The organism is Streptomyces sp. NBC_01669, assembly GCF_026339735.1.
GTDB lineage: Bacteria > Actinomycetota > Actinomycetes > Streptomycetales > Streptomycetaceae > Streptomyces > Streptomyces yanii.
In genome coordinates this window covers 1,988,018-2,002,537 of sequence record NZ_JAPEQG010000001.1, presented here as the reverse complement: position 1 = coordinate 2,002,537, position 14,520 = coordinate 1,988,018, and the positions used below count along the sequence as shown (strand labels likewise).

The 14,520-nt window shown below is 70.9% G+C and carries 14 protein-coding genes; 11 read left to right on the top strand and 3 right to left on the bottom strand.

Annotated features, from left to right (window positions below):
• The first annotated feature begins 111 nt into the window (after positions 1 to 111).
• The 5 genes from OG972_RS08685 to OG972_RS08665 all read left to right on the top strand — a co-directional run bounded on the left by OG972_RS08685 (position 112) and on the right by OG972_RS08665 (position 5,709).
• Positions 112 to 1,284: a peptidoglycan bridge formation glycyltransferase FemA/FemB family protein gene (locus tag OG972_RS08685; RefSeq protein ID WP_266979802.1), complete on the top strand. Its 1,173-nt coding sequence runs from the start codon at positions 112 to 114 to the stop codon at positions 1,282 to 1,284.
• Entirely contained in the window at positions 1,281 to 2,969 is a 1,689-nt protein-coding gene (gene murJ / locus OG972_RS08680) for a murein biosynthesis integral membrane protein MurJ (protein WP_266979800.1), read from the top strand. Before OG972_RS08685 ends, murJ begins: the two co-directional genes overlap by 4 nt.
• Positions 2,970 to 3,068: 99 nt before the next feature.
• Positions 3,069 to 3,752, top strand: coding sequence for a response regulator transcription factor (locus OG972_RS08675; RefSeq protein WP_266979798.1), 684 nt, complete (start codon positions 3,069 to 3,071; stop codon positions 3,750 to 3,752).
• Positions 3,749 to 5,185: an ATP-binding protein gene (locus tag OG972_RS08670; RefSeq protein WP_266979796.1), complete on the top strand. Its 1,437-nt coding sequence runs from the start codon at positions 3,749 to 3,751 to the stop codon at positions 5,183 to 5,185. The genes OG972_RS08675 and OG972_RS08670 overlap by 4 nt, the downstream gene beginning before the upstream one ends.
• On the top strand, positions 5,182 to 5,709 hold the full coding sequence (locus tag OG972_RS08665) for a hypothetical protein (protein ID WP_266979794.1): 528 nt from the start codon (positions 5,182 to 5,184) through the stop codon (positions 5,707 to 5,709). The genes OG972_RS08670 and OG972_RS08665 overlap by 4 nt, the downstream gene beginning before the upstream one ends.
• 227 nt (positions 5,710 to 5,936) lie before the next feature.
• On the opposite strand, the gene OG972_RS08660 is transcribed toward OG972_RS08665, so the two are convergent.
• Positions 5,937 to 6,680 (bottom strand): hypothetical protein, encoded by a 744-nt coding sequence (locus tag OG972_RS08660; RefSeq protein ID WP_266979793.1) that lies wholly within the window; start codon positions 6,678 to 6,680, stop codon positions 5,937 to 5,939.
• A gap of 104 nt (positions 6,681 to 6,784) precedes the next feature.
• Between OG972_RS08660 and ggt the strand changes: the two genes are divergently transcribed.
• Entirely contained in the window at positions 6,785 to 8,587 is a 1,803-nt protein-coding gene (gene ggt / locus OG972_RS08655; protein ID WP_266979792.1) for a gamma-glutamyltransferase, read from the top strand.
• Positions 8,588 to 8,690: 103 nt separating this feature from the next.
• On the opposite strand, the gene map is transcribed toward ggt, so the two are convergent.
• The gene (map, locus tag OG972_RS08650) at positions 8,691 to 9,458 is read right to left on the bottom strand and encodes a type I methionyl aminopeptidase (protein ID WP_266979791.1); all 768 of its coding nucleotides are present in this window, start codon (positions 9,456 to 9,458) and stop codon (positions 8,691 to 8,693) included.
• Positions 9,459 to 9,533: 75 nt separating this feature from the next.
• Between map and OG972_RS08645 the strand changes: the two genes are divergently transcribed.
• The 3 genes from OG972_RS08645 (at position 9,534) to OG972_RS08635 (ending at position 11,967) form a co-directional block, all read left to right on the top strand.
• A complete protein-coding gene (locus tag OG972_RS08645; RefSeq protein WP_266979789.1) occupies positions 9,534 to 9,806 on the top strand; it encodes a helix-turn-helix domain-containing protein in 273 nt (90 codons plus the stop codon).
• A gap of 246 nt (positions 9,807 to 10,052) precedes the next feature.
• Positions 10,053 to 10,442: a PPOX class F420-dependent oxidoreductase gene (locus tag OG972_RS08640; protein ID WP_266979787.1), complete on the top strand. Its 390-nt coding sequence runs from the start codon at positions 10,053 to 10,055 to the stop codon at positions 10,440 to 10,442.
• Between the two features lie 142 nt (positions 10,443 to 10,584).
• Positions 10,585 to 11,967 carry a hypothetical protein gene (locus tag OG972_RS08635; RefSeq protein ID WP_266979785.1) on the top strand — a complete coding sequence of 461 codons (1,383 nt, stop codon included), beginning with the start codon at positions 10,585 to 10,587 and terminating at the stop codon, positions 11,965 to 11,967.
• Positions 11,968 to 11,987: 20 nt separating this feature from the next.
• Here OG972_RS08635 and OG972_RS08630 read toward each other — a convergent pair whose 3' ends face one another.
• A complete protein-coding gene (locus OG972_RS08630; RefSeq protein ID WP_266979783.1) occupies positions 11,988 to 12,134 on the bottom strand; it encodes a hypothetical protein in 147 nt (48 codons plus the stop codon).
• A gap of 231 nt (positions 12,135 to 12,365) precedes the next feature.
• On the opposite strand from OG972_RS08630, the gene OG972_RS08625 reads away from it, so the two are divergent.
• Both OG972_RS08625 and OG972_RS08620 read left to right on the top strand, forming a co-directional pair.
• Positions 12,366 to 13,208 (top strand): nitrilase-related carbon-nitrogen hydrolase, encoded by an 843-nt coding sequence (locus OG972_RS08625; RefSeq protein ID WP_266979781.1) that lies wholly within the window; start codon positions 12,366 to 12,368, stop codon positions 13,206 to 13,208.
• Positions 13,205 to 14,488, top strand: a complete 1,284-nt coding sequence (locus tag OG972_RS08620) for an aspartate aminotransferase family protein (protein ID WP_266979779.1) — start codon at positions 13,205 to 13,207, stop codon at positions 14,486 to 14,488. Before OG972_RS08625 ends, OG972_RS08620 begins: the two co-directional genes overlap by 4 nt.
• The last annotated feature ends 32 nt before the right edge of the window (positions 14,489 to 14,520 follow it).

The following is a 14,520-nucleotide window of genomic DNA, read 5'->3' as shown; positions in this document are numbered from 1 at the left end:
GGTCATGGTCCGGTCACATGCGCCGCTCGGACCCGTCATGGACCGCTGTGAGCATCCTGTGCAGCCCCGCAGAGCCGAGTGGAGGGGCGGGACCAGGGGAGGGCCACGGACATGTCAGCGCTGCTCGCGACCGGTGACCGCAGAGGTGAACAGGGGATGCGGATACGCAGCCTCACCGCCGCCGAGCACCGGGCGGGTGTGACCGCGCGGCCCGGGGCGAGCTTTCTGCAGTATCCGTCCTGGGCCGGAGTGAAGGACCAATGGACGTCGGAAATGGTCGGATGGCACGGCGCCGACGGCGAATTGGCCGGCAGTTCCCTGGTCCTCTACCGGCAATTCCCGGGCACCCGCAAATACTTTGCCTATCTGCCGGAAGGGCCGGTGGCCGACTGGGCCGATCCGGAGATCGACCGCTGGCTGCGGCCGTTGACGGCGTATCTACGGAAGGCGGGCGCCTTCGCCGTACGGATGGGGCCCTCACCGGCGTACCGCCGCTGGGACGCCGCCCGGCTCAAGGCGGCCACCGGGCCCGGCCGGAAGATCCGCGACGTACTGGCGACGGAGGCGGACCCGCTCGGCACCGCGGTCGCCGACCGGCTCCGGGCGCGCGGCTGGCGTCGGTGCGGCGGGGACGGCGACGCGGGCAACGACGCCGACGCGCAGCCGCGCTACGTCTTCCAGGTGCCGCTCGCCGGACGCACCCCTGACGAGCTGTGGGCGGGACTCAACCAGGAGTGGCGCCGCAATGTCCGCAAGGCCGAGAAGTCCGGTGTCCGGATCGTCGTCGGCGGCGCGGCGGAACTGCCCGAGTTCCACCGGCTGCTGCGGATCACCGAGGAGCGTGACGGCTTCCGGCTCGGCCGCTCCCTCGCGTACTACCAGCGGCAGTACGCCGTGCTCAACGCCGAACAGCCCGGCCGGATGCAGCTCTATCTCGCCGTCCACGAGGGCGAGATCCTCGCCGCGCACACCATGATCAGCGCCGGGCGGCAGGTCTGGTACCAGACGGGCGCGTCCGCCGACCACCGGCGCGAGGTCCGCCCCAGCAACGCCCTCCAGTGGCGGATGATGCTCGATGCGCACGCCCTCGGCGCCGAGCTGTACGACATGCGCGGGGTACCCTCCACCCTTGACCCCGGCGTCCGCTCCTTCGGACTGCTGCGCTGGAAGCTCGGCACCGGCGGGCAGGTCGTCGAGACCCTCGGGGAGTGGGAGACATCGGTGGGCGGAGCCGCCAACAACACGCTGTACAGGGCGTTCCAGGCGTACCTGGCCCGCCGATGACCGCCGCACAGACGACCGGGGCGGTCGCGCAGGAGGGGCCGGGGGGACAGCAGAAGCCGGGATCGGTGCTGCGCAGTGGCGCCGTCATGGCCGCGGGCTCGGTCGTCTCGCGGGCGACCGGGTTCATACGCTCGGCGGTCGTCGTCGCCGCCCTCGGTACCGGACTCACGGCCGACGGCTACACGGTCGCCAACACCGTCCCCAACATCCTCTACATGCTCCTGATCGGCGGGGCCCTCAATGCCGTGTTCGTCCCGGAGCTGGTGCGGGCCGCCAGGGAACACAGCGACGGCGGCGCCGCGTACACCGACCGGCTGCTCACCGTCTGCACCGTCGGCCTCGTCGCCCTCACCGCGCTCGCGGTCGTCGGCGCCCCGCTGATCGTCGGCACGTACACGGACTACTCCGGGGAGCAGGCGGAGCTCACGATCGCGCTGGCCCGCTACTGCCTGCCGCAGATCCTCTTCTACGGGCTCTTCACCCTCCTCGGCCAAGTACTCAACGCCCGGAACCGGTTCGGCGCGATGATGTGGACCCCAGTCCTCAACAACGTGGTCATCATCGCGGTGTTCGGGCTCTATCTGGCGGTCGTGGCAGGTTCCGGCGGGGAGTTGACCGCCACCCATGCCCGGCTGCTGGGCTGGGGGACGACCGCCGGAATTGTCGTGCAGACGCTGGCCCTGGTGCCCGCGCTGCGGGCCGCGCAGTTCCGCTGGCGACCCCGGTTCGACTGGCGGGGGAGCGGTCTGACCCGCCCGCTGAGGTCGGCCGGATGGCTCGTCATGCTGGTCCTGGCGAACCAGGGCGCCTACTGGGTGGTGACCCGGCTCTCCACCATCACCGGACAGCACGCCGTCGAGCAAGGGGTGGTGGGCGGCGCGGGCTACACCGCGTACAGCTACGCCTTTCAGCTGTGGGTGGTGCCGCAGGGCATCGTGACCGTCTCGCTCGTCACGGCGCTGATGCCGCGGATGAGCCGGGCGGCGGCCGACGGCGACCTCGCGGGGGTGCGCCGCGATGTCTCGTACGCGCTGCGGACCACGGCCGCGGTGGTGGTGCCCGCGGCGGGTGCGTTCTTCGCGCTGGCGCCGTGGGTGATGGGGGCCGTGTTCGGATACGGCCGTACCGGCGACGCCGACATCGCGGTGATGGTGGGGATGATGATGGCGTTCGCGCCGGGGCTCATCGCGTACTCCGGACAGTACGTGCTGTCCCGTGGGTTCTACGCGATGAGCGACACCCGTACGCCGTTCTTCCTGAACCTGGTGATCGCCGCGCTCAATGCCGGGCTGTCGGCGCTCGCCTATCTGATGCTGCCTGCGCGGTGGGCGGTGACGGGGATGGCGGGGGCGTACTCGGTGGCACTCTTCGCGGGGTTCGCGGTCACGGGGTATGTGCTGCATCGCAGGGTGTCTCAAGGCGCCGGGGGAGCGCGGTCGGTGCTGTGGCGCTCGGCCGGACTGTGGGCGCATGCACGGCTGGTGGTGGCGTGTGTGCCGGCGGGGGCGCTGGCGTACGGGGTGGCCCGGGCGTGCGACGGGTTCGGGGACTTCGCGGCCGCGGGGGCGGGTACGGCAGTGCTGCTGGGGGTGGTGGGGATGTTGGCCCGGCCGCTGCGGTTGAGCGAGGTCAGCGCGATGTTGGGTGCGGGGCGTGCGCGGATCCGGGGGGTCGGGGGCCGGTGAGAGCGTGGCGTTCGCGTCCGGCTGCCGCCCGGTTCCCCATGGCCGGAGGGGTTTGATGTGCCGGACAGGTTTGATCGTGATCGTGGGGATACTGGTGCCATGCCGCGTGTGCTTCTGATCGAGGACGACCCCTCCGTACGGGAAGGGGTCGAGCTCGGGCTGCGTCGGCGCGGGCATGAACTCCGGGCCGTGGAGAGCGGGGAGGCGGGACTCGGTGCGCTGGCGGAGTTCCGGCCCGATCTCGTCCTGCTGGATCTGATGCTGCCCGGCATGAACGGCGTCCAGGTCTGCCGTCGCATAAGGGAGTCCAGCCAGCTGCCGATCATCATGCTCACGGCACGCGGCGACGACTTCGACGTGGTCGTCGGACTGGAGGCCGGGGCCGACGACTACATCGTCAAACCCGCCCGTACCGAGGTGATCGAGGCCAGGATCCGGGCCGTGCTGCGACGGCTCGCCGAGCCGGTCGGGCGCAGCGGCATCGAGTTCCACGGCGAACTCGCCGTCGACCGCGCCGGGCTGTCCGTCGCCAAGGCGGGGGCACGCCTCCTGCTCGCCCCCTCCGAACTGAAGCTGCTGCTGTACCTGTCGGCCTCGCCCGAGCAGGTCTTCAGCAGGCAGCAACTCCTCGAATACGTGTGGGAGCACAGCTACCACGGCGACGCGAGGCTCGTCGACGCCTGTGTGCGGCGGCTGCGGCAGAAGATCGAGGACGTGGCAGGCAGCCCCCGCTACATCCAGACCGTCCGTGGCTTCGGCTACCGATTCGGGCCGCTCGAATGAGGCTTCTCGCCGCCCGGTTCGGCCTGCGCATCCGTCTCATATCCGCCTTTCTGCTGGTCGCGGCGATCAGCGCGGTCACCACCGCGACCCTGACCTACCGCGAGGCCCGGTCCGCGATCCTTCAGCAGGCGCAGGACACGGCGGTGGCCCAGTTCCGGGACCGGATCACCGCGCAGGCGGTGTCCCTGCCCGTCGACGCGCCCCGGCTCCGGACGATGTGTCAGACGCTCGCCCGCGAGGGCAAGCCGCACACCTGGATCGTCTTCGCCGAATACGCGGACCTGAGGGTCTCGTCCTCGGACCGGTCCGTCTCCAACGTGATCACACCGGAACTGCGCGATGCGGCCCGGAATACCGCGCACGCCTCGTTCCAGCGGGTCGTCAAGGACGGAAAACCCTGGCTGACGATCGGGATGCCCGTGATGTTCGACCAGGGCGAGGGGCGTCAGCCCACCGGGCTCGTCCTCTACGCCGTGATGCCGCTCCTCCCGGAGGAGGCCAATGTCAGCGCCATGGTCACCGCGGCCCGCGACGGCGCCCTGCCCGCCCTCCTCATCGCGCTGGTGCCCGCACTGCTCGCCGCCCGCAGTGTGCTGCGCCCGGTGCGTGATCTGCGGCGGGCCGCCGCCGGTATCGGTCGAGGCGAGCTCGACACCCGCATCGAGGTGAAGGGCTCGGACGAACTCGCCGATCTGGCCTGGACGTTCAATGAGTCGTCCAGCAAGCTCCAGCAGTCCGTGGAGGAGCTCCGGCAGGCGGAGGAACGGGCCAGACGCTTCGCCTCCGACGTCTCGCACGAGATGCGCACCCCGCTCGCCGGGATGCTCGCCGTCACCGAGGTCCTGGACGAGGACGCCGCGCACCTGAACGCCGACACCGCGGCAGCCGTGCGGCTGATCAGCGCGGAGACCGGGAAGCTGGCCACACTGGTCGAGGACCTGATGGAGATCTCCCGCTTCGACGCGAAGGCCGCGGACCTTCATCCCGACGAGGTCGATGTCGCCGAGACGATCCGCAAGACCTTGCAGAGCAGACGGTGGGAGGACCGGGTTGCCACCGAACTCCCGGAAGGCGTACGGGCGGTGCTCGACCCGCGCCGTTTCGATGTGATCGTCGCCAACCTGGTCGGCAACGCGCTGCGGCACGGCGCCGAGCCCGTCTCCGTACGGCTGTGGACCGAGCGGCGGGACGGGAGGGACCGTCTGGTGACGGAGGTCGCGGACAGCGGTCCCGGGATCGACGCCGCCGTGCTGCCGCACATCTTCGACCGGTTCTACAAGGCCGACGCGGCACGAACCCGGTCGGCGGGCAGCGGACTCGGTCTGGCGATCACGCAGGAGAACGTACGGCTGCACGGTGGCACGGTCCACGCCGCCAACGTCCCGTCCGGCGGTGCGGTGTTCACCGTCGAGCTGCCACGGGAGGGGGTGTGAGGCGGCTGCGCGTCCTGGTCGCGCTGATGGCGTTCGCGCTGCCGGTGACCGGGTGCGGCATCCGGGCCTCGGACGTGGTCGAGGTCGGCGATCCGGCGACCGTGGACGTGGCGGCGGGGAGCCGGGAGGGCATGCTGTTGTACTTCGTCTCCTCGTCATCCCCGGGGACGCTGCTGCCCGTCGTACGGCAGATCGACATGCCCGTGGAGACCGCGTCCTCGGGTACAGGAGATCTGAAGAGCTCGTCGGGCAAGGCGCTCGGCCTGCTCTTCGCGGGCCCCTCCAGAACGGAGCGGGATGCCGGAATGGCCACGGAACTCCCCCAGAGCCATGTCGGGTTGAGCATGGCCGTGACCCGGAGCGGGGTGCTGGTCCGGCTGGACGGCCCTGTTACCGGACTTTCCGGACTCGCCCAGCAGCAGCTGATCTGCACGGCAGTCCACTCCGGCGTGCCCGATCCGGGTGCGGCGGTGACGCTGTCCGGCACCGATGGCTCCGTCGGGCCCGCCCACTGCACCGTCTGACCGCCCCCGGGTGGACTCGGGACGACATCGTCCGGCCGGGTGCGACCCGGCCGGGGCCGGAGTGCCGTCCGGGCGCTCGAAGCCGATCACGCTGATCAAGGCGTTGTCCCGGCGAGGTGGGCCGGTGACCTTCGACGGCGGGTTCCACCAGGTGTCGGTGCTCGCATCCGCCCCGGTGCGGGCCGCATCGGTGTGGACCGGCCCGGTCGGGCCGACGTCGCGGCCGATCAGCTCGCCGCGCGGTGCGAGGTCCGCGGCGCGGGTACGGGTGTCTGCGCCGCCCGTGTCACGTCCGCGACCAGTTCCACCACATCGGGCCCGTACGCCTGCGAGTTGACCACTTTCAGAAGCAGGCAGAACGTGTTGGTGCCGTGCTTGCGCGACAGCTTCTCGTAATTGCGGGCCAGGTAGCGTGACGCGGCCTGATGGGTGATCGCCTGTTGTCCGCAGAACAGGAAGACCGGACGGACATCCTGACCGGCCGTCAGTCGAGCGAGCACCACGTACTCGGCGACGCCCTTCTCCACCCGGTAGCGCTCCGAGCCGATCTGGAAGGCGCCGCGGTCCGGACCCGGCTCCGGATCCGTGTTCACCTTCACGCCCGGCAGCAGCGAATGCAGATGGGCGGCCATCCGGCGGTTGGAGACCGGACCGCCGACGCAGAACTCGGTGCGCTCGCCGAAGCCCTGCTGGGTGACGTCGTGCGAGAGGATCTGCGCGTGCGCCGAGCAGTCCTTGATCAGCGCGGAGAGTTCGAGCAGGGCGAAGACGTCGTGGCGGTGGACGGCGCCGTCGCCGCCCGCGTCGCGGTTGACGACGAGCAGGCACTCGGAGTTCCCGGGCAGTCCGAAGAACGCCTGCTTGCGGCGGAGTTTGCGGCGCCAGAGGTAAGTTCGGACGAACCAGCCGAGGGCGGCGCTGATGCCGGCGGCTATCACGCCGAGCACGAGGTTGCGTACGTCGTCAGTCATGGGCGGGCATGTTATCGGTGATTCGGATCCATGTTCACCGCGGTCCTGACGAGACGTAGGAGGCGGAGTTACCCTGCGCGGACGATCCTTCACTGGAGGTGCGCATGCGACGTTCAGTCGCGCGGAATGTGTCGTTCTTGGGTGTTCTCGCCGCTGTCGTCTCGGTCGGGGCGGCCGCACCGCCCTCGTCCGCATCGTCGATATCGCCGCCCCCCAAGTCGCCCGTCGCCGTGGGCTACGGCGGCGCCGTAGCCAGCGTCGACGCGGACGCCACGGCCGCCGGGATCGAGGTGCTCCGCAACGGCGGCAACGCTGTGGACGCCGCCGTGGCGACGGCGGCCGCGCTCGGCGTGACGGAGCCCTACTCGGCGGGCCTGGGCGGGGGCGGCTACTTCGTCTACTACAACGCCAAAAAGCACACTGTGGAGACCATCGACGGCCGCGAGACCGCGCCGCGAAGCGCGGACTCCTCGCTCTTCCTGGAGGACAGCAAGCCCCTCGCTTTCGCGGACGCGGTCACCAGTGGTCTGGGCGTCGGCACGCCCGGCACCCCGGCCACCTGGGCCACCGCGCTCGACGCCTGGGGCAGCAAGCCATTGAGTGGGCTGCTGAAGCCGGCCGAGCGGCTCGCCAGGGACGGCTTCGTCGTCGACTCCACATTCCGTTCGCAGACCGAGGGCAACCAGGCCCGGTTCGCCGACTTCCCGGACACCGCGAAGCTCTTCCTGCCGGGCGGGCAACTGCCCGTGGTCGGCTCCGTCTTCAAGAACCCCGACCTTGCGCGTACGTACGAGAAGGTGGGCCGCGACGGCATCGACGAGCTGTACCGCGGCGATCTGGCCGACGACGTCGTCCGGACCGTCCGCAAGCCGCCCGTCGACCCGAAGGCGAGCCGGGTCGTGCGCCCCGGTGATCTCACGGCGAAGGACCTGCGCTCCTACCGTGCCCTGCGGCAGGCCCCGACGAAGGTCGGCTACCGGGGGCTCGACGTGTACGGCATGGCGCCGTCCTCGTCCGGGGGTACGAGCGTGGGCGAGGCGCTCAACATCCTTGAGAAAACCGACCTTTCGCGGGCGAGCGAGGCCCAGTATCTGCACCGCTACATCGAGGCGAGCCGGATCGCGTTCGCGGACCGCGGGCGGTGGGTCGGCGACCCGGCGTTCGAGGACGTGCCGACGCGCGGACTGCTGAGTCAGCGGTTCGCCGACTCGAGGGAGTGCCTGATCAAGGACGACGCGGTGCTGACCAGCCCCCTCGCCCCCGGCGACCCGCGCCGTCCGGCCGACTGTGCGAACCGTGGAACGGCCGCCCCGACGACCTACGAGGGGGAGAACACCACGCATCTGACGGCCGCCGACAAGTGGGGCAACGTCGTCGCGTACACCCTGACCATCGAGCAGACCGGTGGCAGTGCCATCACGGTTCCGGGGCGCGGTTATCTGCTCAACAACGAGCTGACGGACTTCTCGTTCGCGCCCGCCAACCCGGCGGTGCACGACCCGAACCTGCCGGGCCCGGGCAAGCGGCCGCGGTCGTCGATCTCGCCGACGATCGTGCTGAAGCACGGGCAGCCGGTACTGGCCCTGGGCTCGCCGGGCGGCGCGACGATCATCACCACGGTGCTGCAGTCGCTCATCGGCACGGTCGACCGCGGTCTTCCGCTCGTCGATGCGATCGCGGCGCCACGCGCCAGTCAGCGCAACTCGCCGACGACCGAGCTCGAACCCGCGCTGTGGAACAGTCCGCTGCGGGCGGAACTGGAGTCGCTCGGCCATGCCTTCAAGCTGAACCCGGAGATCGGGGCGGCCACCGGTGTGCAGCGGCTGCCGGACGGGCGGTGGCTCGCGGCGGCGGAGAAGGTGCGGCGCGGCGGCGGATCCGCGATGGTCGTGACGCCGAGCGACTGAATGTGATCATGCGTCAATTAAGAGTGCCACGGGGCTGGTTCGGGGCCGGCAGGCGGCCATGGGCCGGCCCCGTGGCCGTGACGGGGGCGTGGGTCCGGGTTGTTCAGAGGGCGGTGAGGACGCGGGGCCCCGCGTCCGTGATCGCCACCGTGTGCTCGACGTGCGCCGCCCGGCTGCCGTCGGAGGTGCGTAGCGTCCAGCCGTCCCGGTCCGGATGGAACGCGTCATGCCCGCTGCCGATCAGCATCGGCTCGATCGCCAGCACCATTCCGTGCCGCAACGGCATGCCGCGGCCCGGTCGTCCCTCGTTGGGGACGGCCGGGTCCTCGTGCATGGAGCGGCCCACGCCGTGGCCGCCGAACCCGTCCGGAATGCCGTATCCGGCGGTCCGGCAGACCGTTCCGATCGCGTGTGCGATGTCCCCGATCCGGTTGCCGACGACCGCCGCCGCGATCCCCGCGTCCAGTGCGGCGAACGCCGTGTCGACCAGTCGGGTGTCCGCGGGCCGGGCGCGGCCGACGGTGAAGCTGACGGCCGAGTCGCCGACCCAGCCGTCGAGCGTCGCGCCCGCGTCGATGCTCACCAGATCGCCGTCGCGCAGCCGCTGGTCGGTCGGGATGCCGTGCACGATCGCGTCGTTGACGGACGTGCAGATGACCGCGGGGAAGGGGGTGGGTGCGAAGTGCGGCCGGTAGTTCAGGAACGGCGACCCGGCGCCCGCGTCGCGTAGTACGCCGCGTGCCACCTCGTCGAGTTCGCGCAGCGACACACCGACCGCCGCCGCTTTCCGTACGGCTGTCAGGAGCTGGGCCACGACCCGCCCGGTCTCGCGCATCGCCTCTATGGATGTATCCGTCTTGAGCTGCACCATGCCAATTACTATACCGGTCGAAGCGGTATGAGAATAACGGCGGTATGAGAATACCGCCGGCATTAGAATGGCGGCATGGTACGAACGCCCCTCACCCCGGAAGAGCGCCTTCGCGGCGAACGGCTCGGCCGCCTGCTCCGCGAGGCGCGAGGCGCGCGCAGCATGGTCGAGATCGCGGCGAGCGCCGGAATCTCCGCCGAGACACTGCGCAAGATCGAGACCGGTCGCGCCCCGACCCCCGCGTTCTTCACCGTGGCGGCACTGGCCGGCGCACTCGGCCTCTCCATGGACGATCTGCTGATCCGCTGCGCCGAGGAACCTGACACGGCCGTCCCACTGGCCGGGTAGCGCCTGACGGCCCCGGGCGGCGCGGATCCGCGTGGGCGCTGCTCAGAGCCTGTCGGGTGACCGCCGGCTGCATGCGGTGGTGGCCCGGTGCGTCGATCTCGTCGAGCGGCGCGATCGCCAGGTCCGGCGCCGGCCCGCTCCCCCTGCTCGGCCCGGCCTGCGTATGGACCCGGGAGCATCTTCCGGAGCCGGTGAGCGCGCACGAGGCATACGCGCCCCGTTGACAGGACGCGTAGGGTCACGCCCGTGACTCCTCAGACACTCCAGGACTTCGACCGCAGTGAGTACGTGAGCCTGACCACGTACCGGAAGGACGGCGCGCCCGTCGCCACGCCCGTGTGGGCGGCGGCCGACGGTGAGGAGCTGTTCATCTGGACCCGGAGCGACTCGTGGAAGGTCAAAAGGATCCGGAACAACAGCCGGGTCACGGTGACCGTCTGCGACGTGCGCGGCCGGATCGCCGACGGTGCGCCGAGCGCCGAGGGCACGGCGCGGCTGCTCGACGAGGCGGGGACGCGTGTCGTACGCGGCGTGCTGGCCCGCAAGTACACCTGGAAGTTCTGGCTGGTCGACTGGCCGGCCATGGTCGTACGCCTCGGGAAGCGGCCGCACACCGGGATCGCCGTCACCTTCTGAACGGCGCTGCGGGGGCGTGCGCGCTTCCGGCCGTGCGCCGACCGCACCCCAGTGGAAAAGCGGACGTAGCCGTCCCGTAACACGCCTGCGGTCGAATGCCTGCGGACTGGAACGCTCCAGTCGACGGTGGGTGAGGGCAACGATGACGGAACATCAACGTGCTGCGGAAGTAACCGAGTTCGCGACGTATCTGCGGAGTCTCACGGCTCTGCTCGACCCCGGACGCGGTTGGTACGGGGTGTTCTGCCGACGCGACCCCGAGGGCATGCGGGCCTGCCTCGACGGGACGGAGATCCCGCCGTGGGACGTGGTGGAGTCGCTGCTCCAGGATCTGGCCACAGAACGCGGCACGGGGTTCGCGGAACGTGAGTCGGTACGCGCCGCCGCCCTGTACTCCGCATCGGCCGCCGCCCACGACAGGCGGCCGGGCGGACGACAGGCACTCGTGGACCGGCTGGAGCTGATGCTCAGGGAGCAGGCTTACGCGGCCCAGCGGTTGCGCGCGGCCGGGCCGCACGGCACACCGGCGCCGGACGAGCAGGCGCTGGCATGGGCCCAGGACGACCACGCGCGCGCCTCTGCCCGCTGCACGGAGCTGCGAAAGCGGCTGGCGGCCGTGACGGTGCCGCAGGGCTGGTTCCGGGCGGAGGAGTCGCGAGGGGCGGCGGAGCGGCCCGAGTCGCCCCGTGTGCCCGGCCCCCGCAGCGCCCCCGATCCCGCCCCCGCCCCCGCTTCCCAGGAGCGGCAGCTTCCGTCGCCTGCCCCCGCTCCGCCGCCCGCCCGCAAACGTAAGAAGCCGCGAGGCGCCCGCTTCGCCGGACTCGACGTGGACGACGACAACGGCCTCGACGCCCCCATGACCGCACCTGTCCTGCCTGTCCCGCCGGTTACCGCCGCCGGGCCGCGCGGCGCGCGCTTCGGCGGCGCACCGACCGGGGAGGACGTCGATGCCCATGCCCGTAAGTCGCCCCGGACCGCCCCCGACCCGGCCGTGCGCCGCGCCGCCGCCGAGGCCGTCGAGACGCTTGTCCGGCTGCGTACCGAGGGCCGCGGCGGCGAGGCCCACGTCGTCCTCTGCGAGGCGGCGGGCTGGCCCGCGGACCGGCTGCCGTTGCTCGCCGACGAGCTGCACCGGTCGGGGCTGGCGGCCGACTGGGCAACTCTGCTCTGGGAGGTCGCCTCGCTTCCTCCCGTCGAACTGGCCGCCGCGGCGGGCGCGCTGGCCGCGGCGGGGCGCACCGACGACTGCGGGCAGCTGCTGCGCCAAGGGGTGGCTCGGCCCGCGGCGGAGATCGCCGACGCGGTGCTGGCCCTGGACCGGGCGGGTCTCGAACCGGAGGCACAGGCGCTGATGGGCGCCTTCGTCCGCGTACACACCCCGGAGGACGCGGCTCGGATCGCGGAGGGCGATCCCCGTCAGCTCGTACCGCAACTGCTCGCCGCCGCACGTGCGGTGTCCCCGGACCGGGAGTGGGACCTGGTGCACGCCCTGCGGGTCGCGGGCATCGCGGGCGCGCCCGGCTGACCCGCGGAAACCCTCGACTTTCACCAGCCCGGTGATGGCCCGCGGCGCGTCGAGGAGGTGCCGGCGGAGACCGAGGCGGCGGCGACGGCCGGCAGGGCGCCGGCCTTGAACGCCGCTGCGGCGGGCGCCGGGGGCACGGTGTGGAGCAGGGTCCACGAGCCGATCACCCGTACCTGCTTCCGTGCCGGACGGGGTCTGTCGGCGTGGCATCTGCTCTCCCCTGGGGAAGGAAGAGAGAGTGTGAACCGCACGGGTGCGAAACATGATCGACTCGGCCGGTTCACGGCGATGGTCTTGCCCCACCGTGTGGCGGGGCTTACGTTCTCCTCCTGTGCACCGAATCTACGTGCGTAGAAAACGCGTAGAGGCTCTCTGACGCCGCGTCGAAGGAGCAGCTCATGTCCCACGTCGTACGCGCCGCACTCGTCCAGGCGACCTGGACCGGCGACACCGAATCCATGATCGCCAAGCATGAGGAACATGCTCGCGAGGCCGCCCGGCAGGGGGCGAAGATCATCGGCTTCCAGGAGGTGTTCAACGCCCCCTACTTCTGCCAGGTGCAGGAGCCCGAGCACTATCGCTGGGCCGAGGCCGTCCCGGACGGGCCGACCGTCCGGCGGATGCAGGAGCTCGCCCGCGAGACCGGCATGGTGATCGTCGTGCCGGTCTTCGAGATCGAGCAGTCCGGCTTCTACTTCAACACCGCCGCGGTGATCGACGCCGACGGCTCGTACCTCGGCAAGTACCGCAAGCACCACATCCCTCAGGTCAAGGGGTTCTGGGAGAAGTACTACTTCAAGCCCGGGAACGCCGGCTGGCCCGTCTTCGACACCGCCGTCGGCAAGGTCGGCGTCTATATCTGCTACGACCGTCACTTCCCCGAGGGCTGGCGCCAACTCGGACTCAACGGAGCCCAGTTGGTGTACAACCCGTCCGCGACCTCGCGCGGCCTCTCCAGCTACCTCTGGCAGCTGGAACAGCCCGCTTCCGCCGTGGCCAACGAGTACTTCGTCGCCGCGATCAACCGCGTCGGCCAGGAGGAGTACGGCGACAACGACTTCTACGGCACCAGTTACTTCGTCGACCCGCGCGGCCAGTTCGTCGGAGAGGTGGCCAGCGACAAGGAGGAGGAACTCCTCGTCCGCGACCTCGACTTCGGCCTCATCGAGGAAGTGCGCCAGCAGTGGGCGTTCTACCGGGACCGCCGCCCCGACGCGTACGAGGGACTGGTGGAGCCGTGAGCAGTCTCCACCACCGCCACCTCGCCGTCAGCCCCGAATGGCTCGCGCTCTACTACCGGCACCCGCTGGAGATCACTCACGGTGAGGGCCGCTATGTCTGGGACGCGGACGGCAAGCGCTACCTCGACTTCTTCGGCGGCATCCTCACCACGATGACCGCTCACGCGCTGCCCGAAGTGACGAAGGCGGTCACCGAGCAGGCCGGGCGGATCATCCACACCTCGACGCTGTACCTCAACCGGCCGATGGTCGAACTCGCCGAGCGCATCGCCACGCTCTCCGGCATCCCCGACGCCCGGGTCTTCTTCACCACCTCGGGCACCGAGGCCAACGACACGGCGCTGCTGCTCGCCACCACGTACCGCAGGTCCAACCAGATCCTCGCGATGCGCAACAGCTACCACGGCAGGTCGTTCTCGGCCGTCGCCATCACCGGCAACAAGGCCTGGTCGCCGACGAGTCTGTCCCCGCTGCAGACGCTGTACATCCACGGCGGGGTCCGGACCCGGGGCCCGTACGCGGAACTCAGCGACGCACAGTTCATCAAGGCGTGCGTGGCCGACCTGGAGGACCTCCTCGGGCACACCCGTGACGCCGCCGCGCTGATCGCCGAACCCATCCAGGGTGTCGGCGGGTTCACCTCCCCGCCCGACGGTCTGTTCGCGGCGTTCCGCGAAGTGCTGAGCCGGCACGGCATCCTGTGGATCTCCGACGAGGTGCAGACCGGCTGGGGCCGTACCGGCGAACACTTCTGGGGCTGGCAGGCGCACGACCGGAACGGCCCGCCGGACATCCTCACCTTCGCCAAGGGCATCGGCAACGGCATGTCGATCGGCGGCGTCGTGGCCCGCGCCGACGTCATGAACTGCCTGGACGCCAACTCCATTTCGACGTTCGGCGGCTCGCCGGTCACCATGGCGGCAGGCCTCGCCAACCTCTCGTACCTCCTGGAGCACGACCTCCAGCGCAATGCGCGACGCGTCGGCGGACTGCTCATCGAGCGGCTGCGGGCGATCGTCGCGGGCTCGGAGTGCGTGCGGGAGGTGCGCGGCCGGGGTCTGATGATCGGCATCGAGCTGGTGAAGCCCGGCACCGACGAGGCCAACCCGGAGGCGGCAACCGCTGTGCTCGAAGCGGCACGCGAGGGCGGGCTGCTCATCGGCAAGGGGGGCGGGCACAACACCAGCGTGCTCCGGATCGCCCCGCCGCTGTCGCTGTCCATCGCCGAGGCGGAGGAGGGCGCGGAGATCCTGGCGGAGGCTCTTCGATCGGTGGAGTGAGCGGTGGCGCATGAGAAGCGGCCGATGAGAAG

What these genes read in the sequence shown, in the direction of transcription:
- OG972_RS08670 (WP_266979796.1), top strand. Translation starts at nt 3,749, where the DNA reads ATGAGGCTTCTCGCCGCCCGGTTCGGCCTGCGCATCCGTCTCATATCC.
- OG972_RS08675 (WP_266979798.1), top strand. Translation starts at nt 3,069, where the DNA reads ATGCCGCGTGTGCTTCTGATCGAGGACGACCCCTCCGTACGGGAAGGG.
- ggt (WP_266979792.1), top strand. Translation starts at nt 6,785, where the DNA reads ATGCGACGTTCAGTCGCGCGGAATGTGTCGTTCTTGGGTGTTCTCGCC.
- OG972_RS08635 (WP_266979785.1), top strand. Translation starts at nt 10,585, where the DNA reads ATGACGGAACATCAACGTGCTGCGGAAGTAACCGAGTTCGCGACGTAT.
- OG972_RS08625 (WP_266979781.1), top strand. Translation starts at nt 12,366, where the DNA reads ATGTCCCACGTCGTACGCGCCGCACTCGTCCAGGCGACCTGGACCGGC.
- OG972_RS08660 (WP_266979793.1), bottom strand. Translation starts at nt 6,680, where the DNA reads ATGACTGACGACGTACGCAACCTCGTGCTCGGCGTGATAGCCGCCGGC.
- OG972_RS08645 (WP_266979789.1), top strand. Translation starts at nt 9,534, where the DNA reads ATGGTACGAACGCCCCTCACCCCGGAAGAGCGCCTTCGCGGCGAACGG.
- OG972_RS08685 (WP_266979802.1), top strand. Translation starts at nt 112, where the DNA reads ATGTCAGCGCTGCTCGCGACCGGTGACCGCAGAGGTGAACAGGGGATG.
- murJ (WP_266979800.1), top strand. Translation starts at nt 1,281, where the DNA reads ATGACCGCCGCACAGACGACCGGGGCGGTCGCGCAGGAGGGGCCGGGG.
- map (WP_266979791.1), bottom strand. Translation starts at nt 9,458, where the DNA reads ATGGTGCAGCTCAAGACGGATACATCCATAGAGGCGATGCGCGAGACC.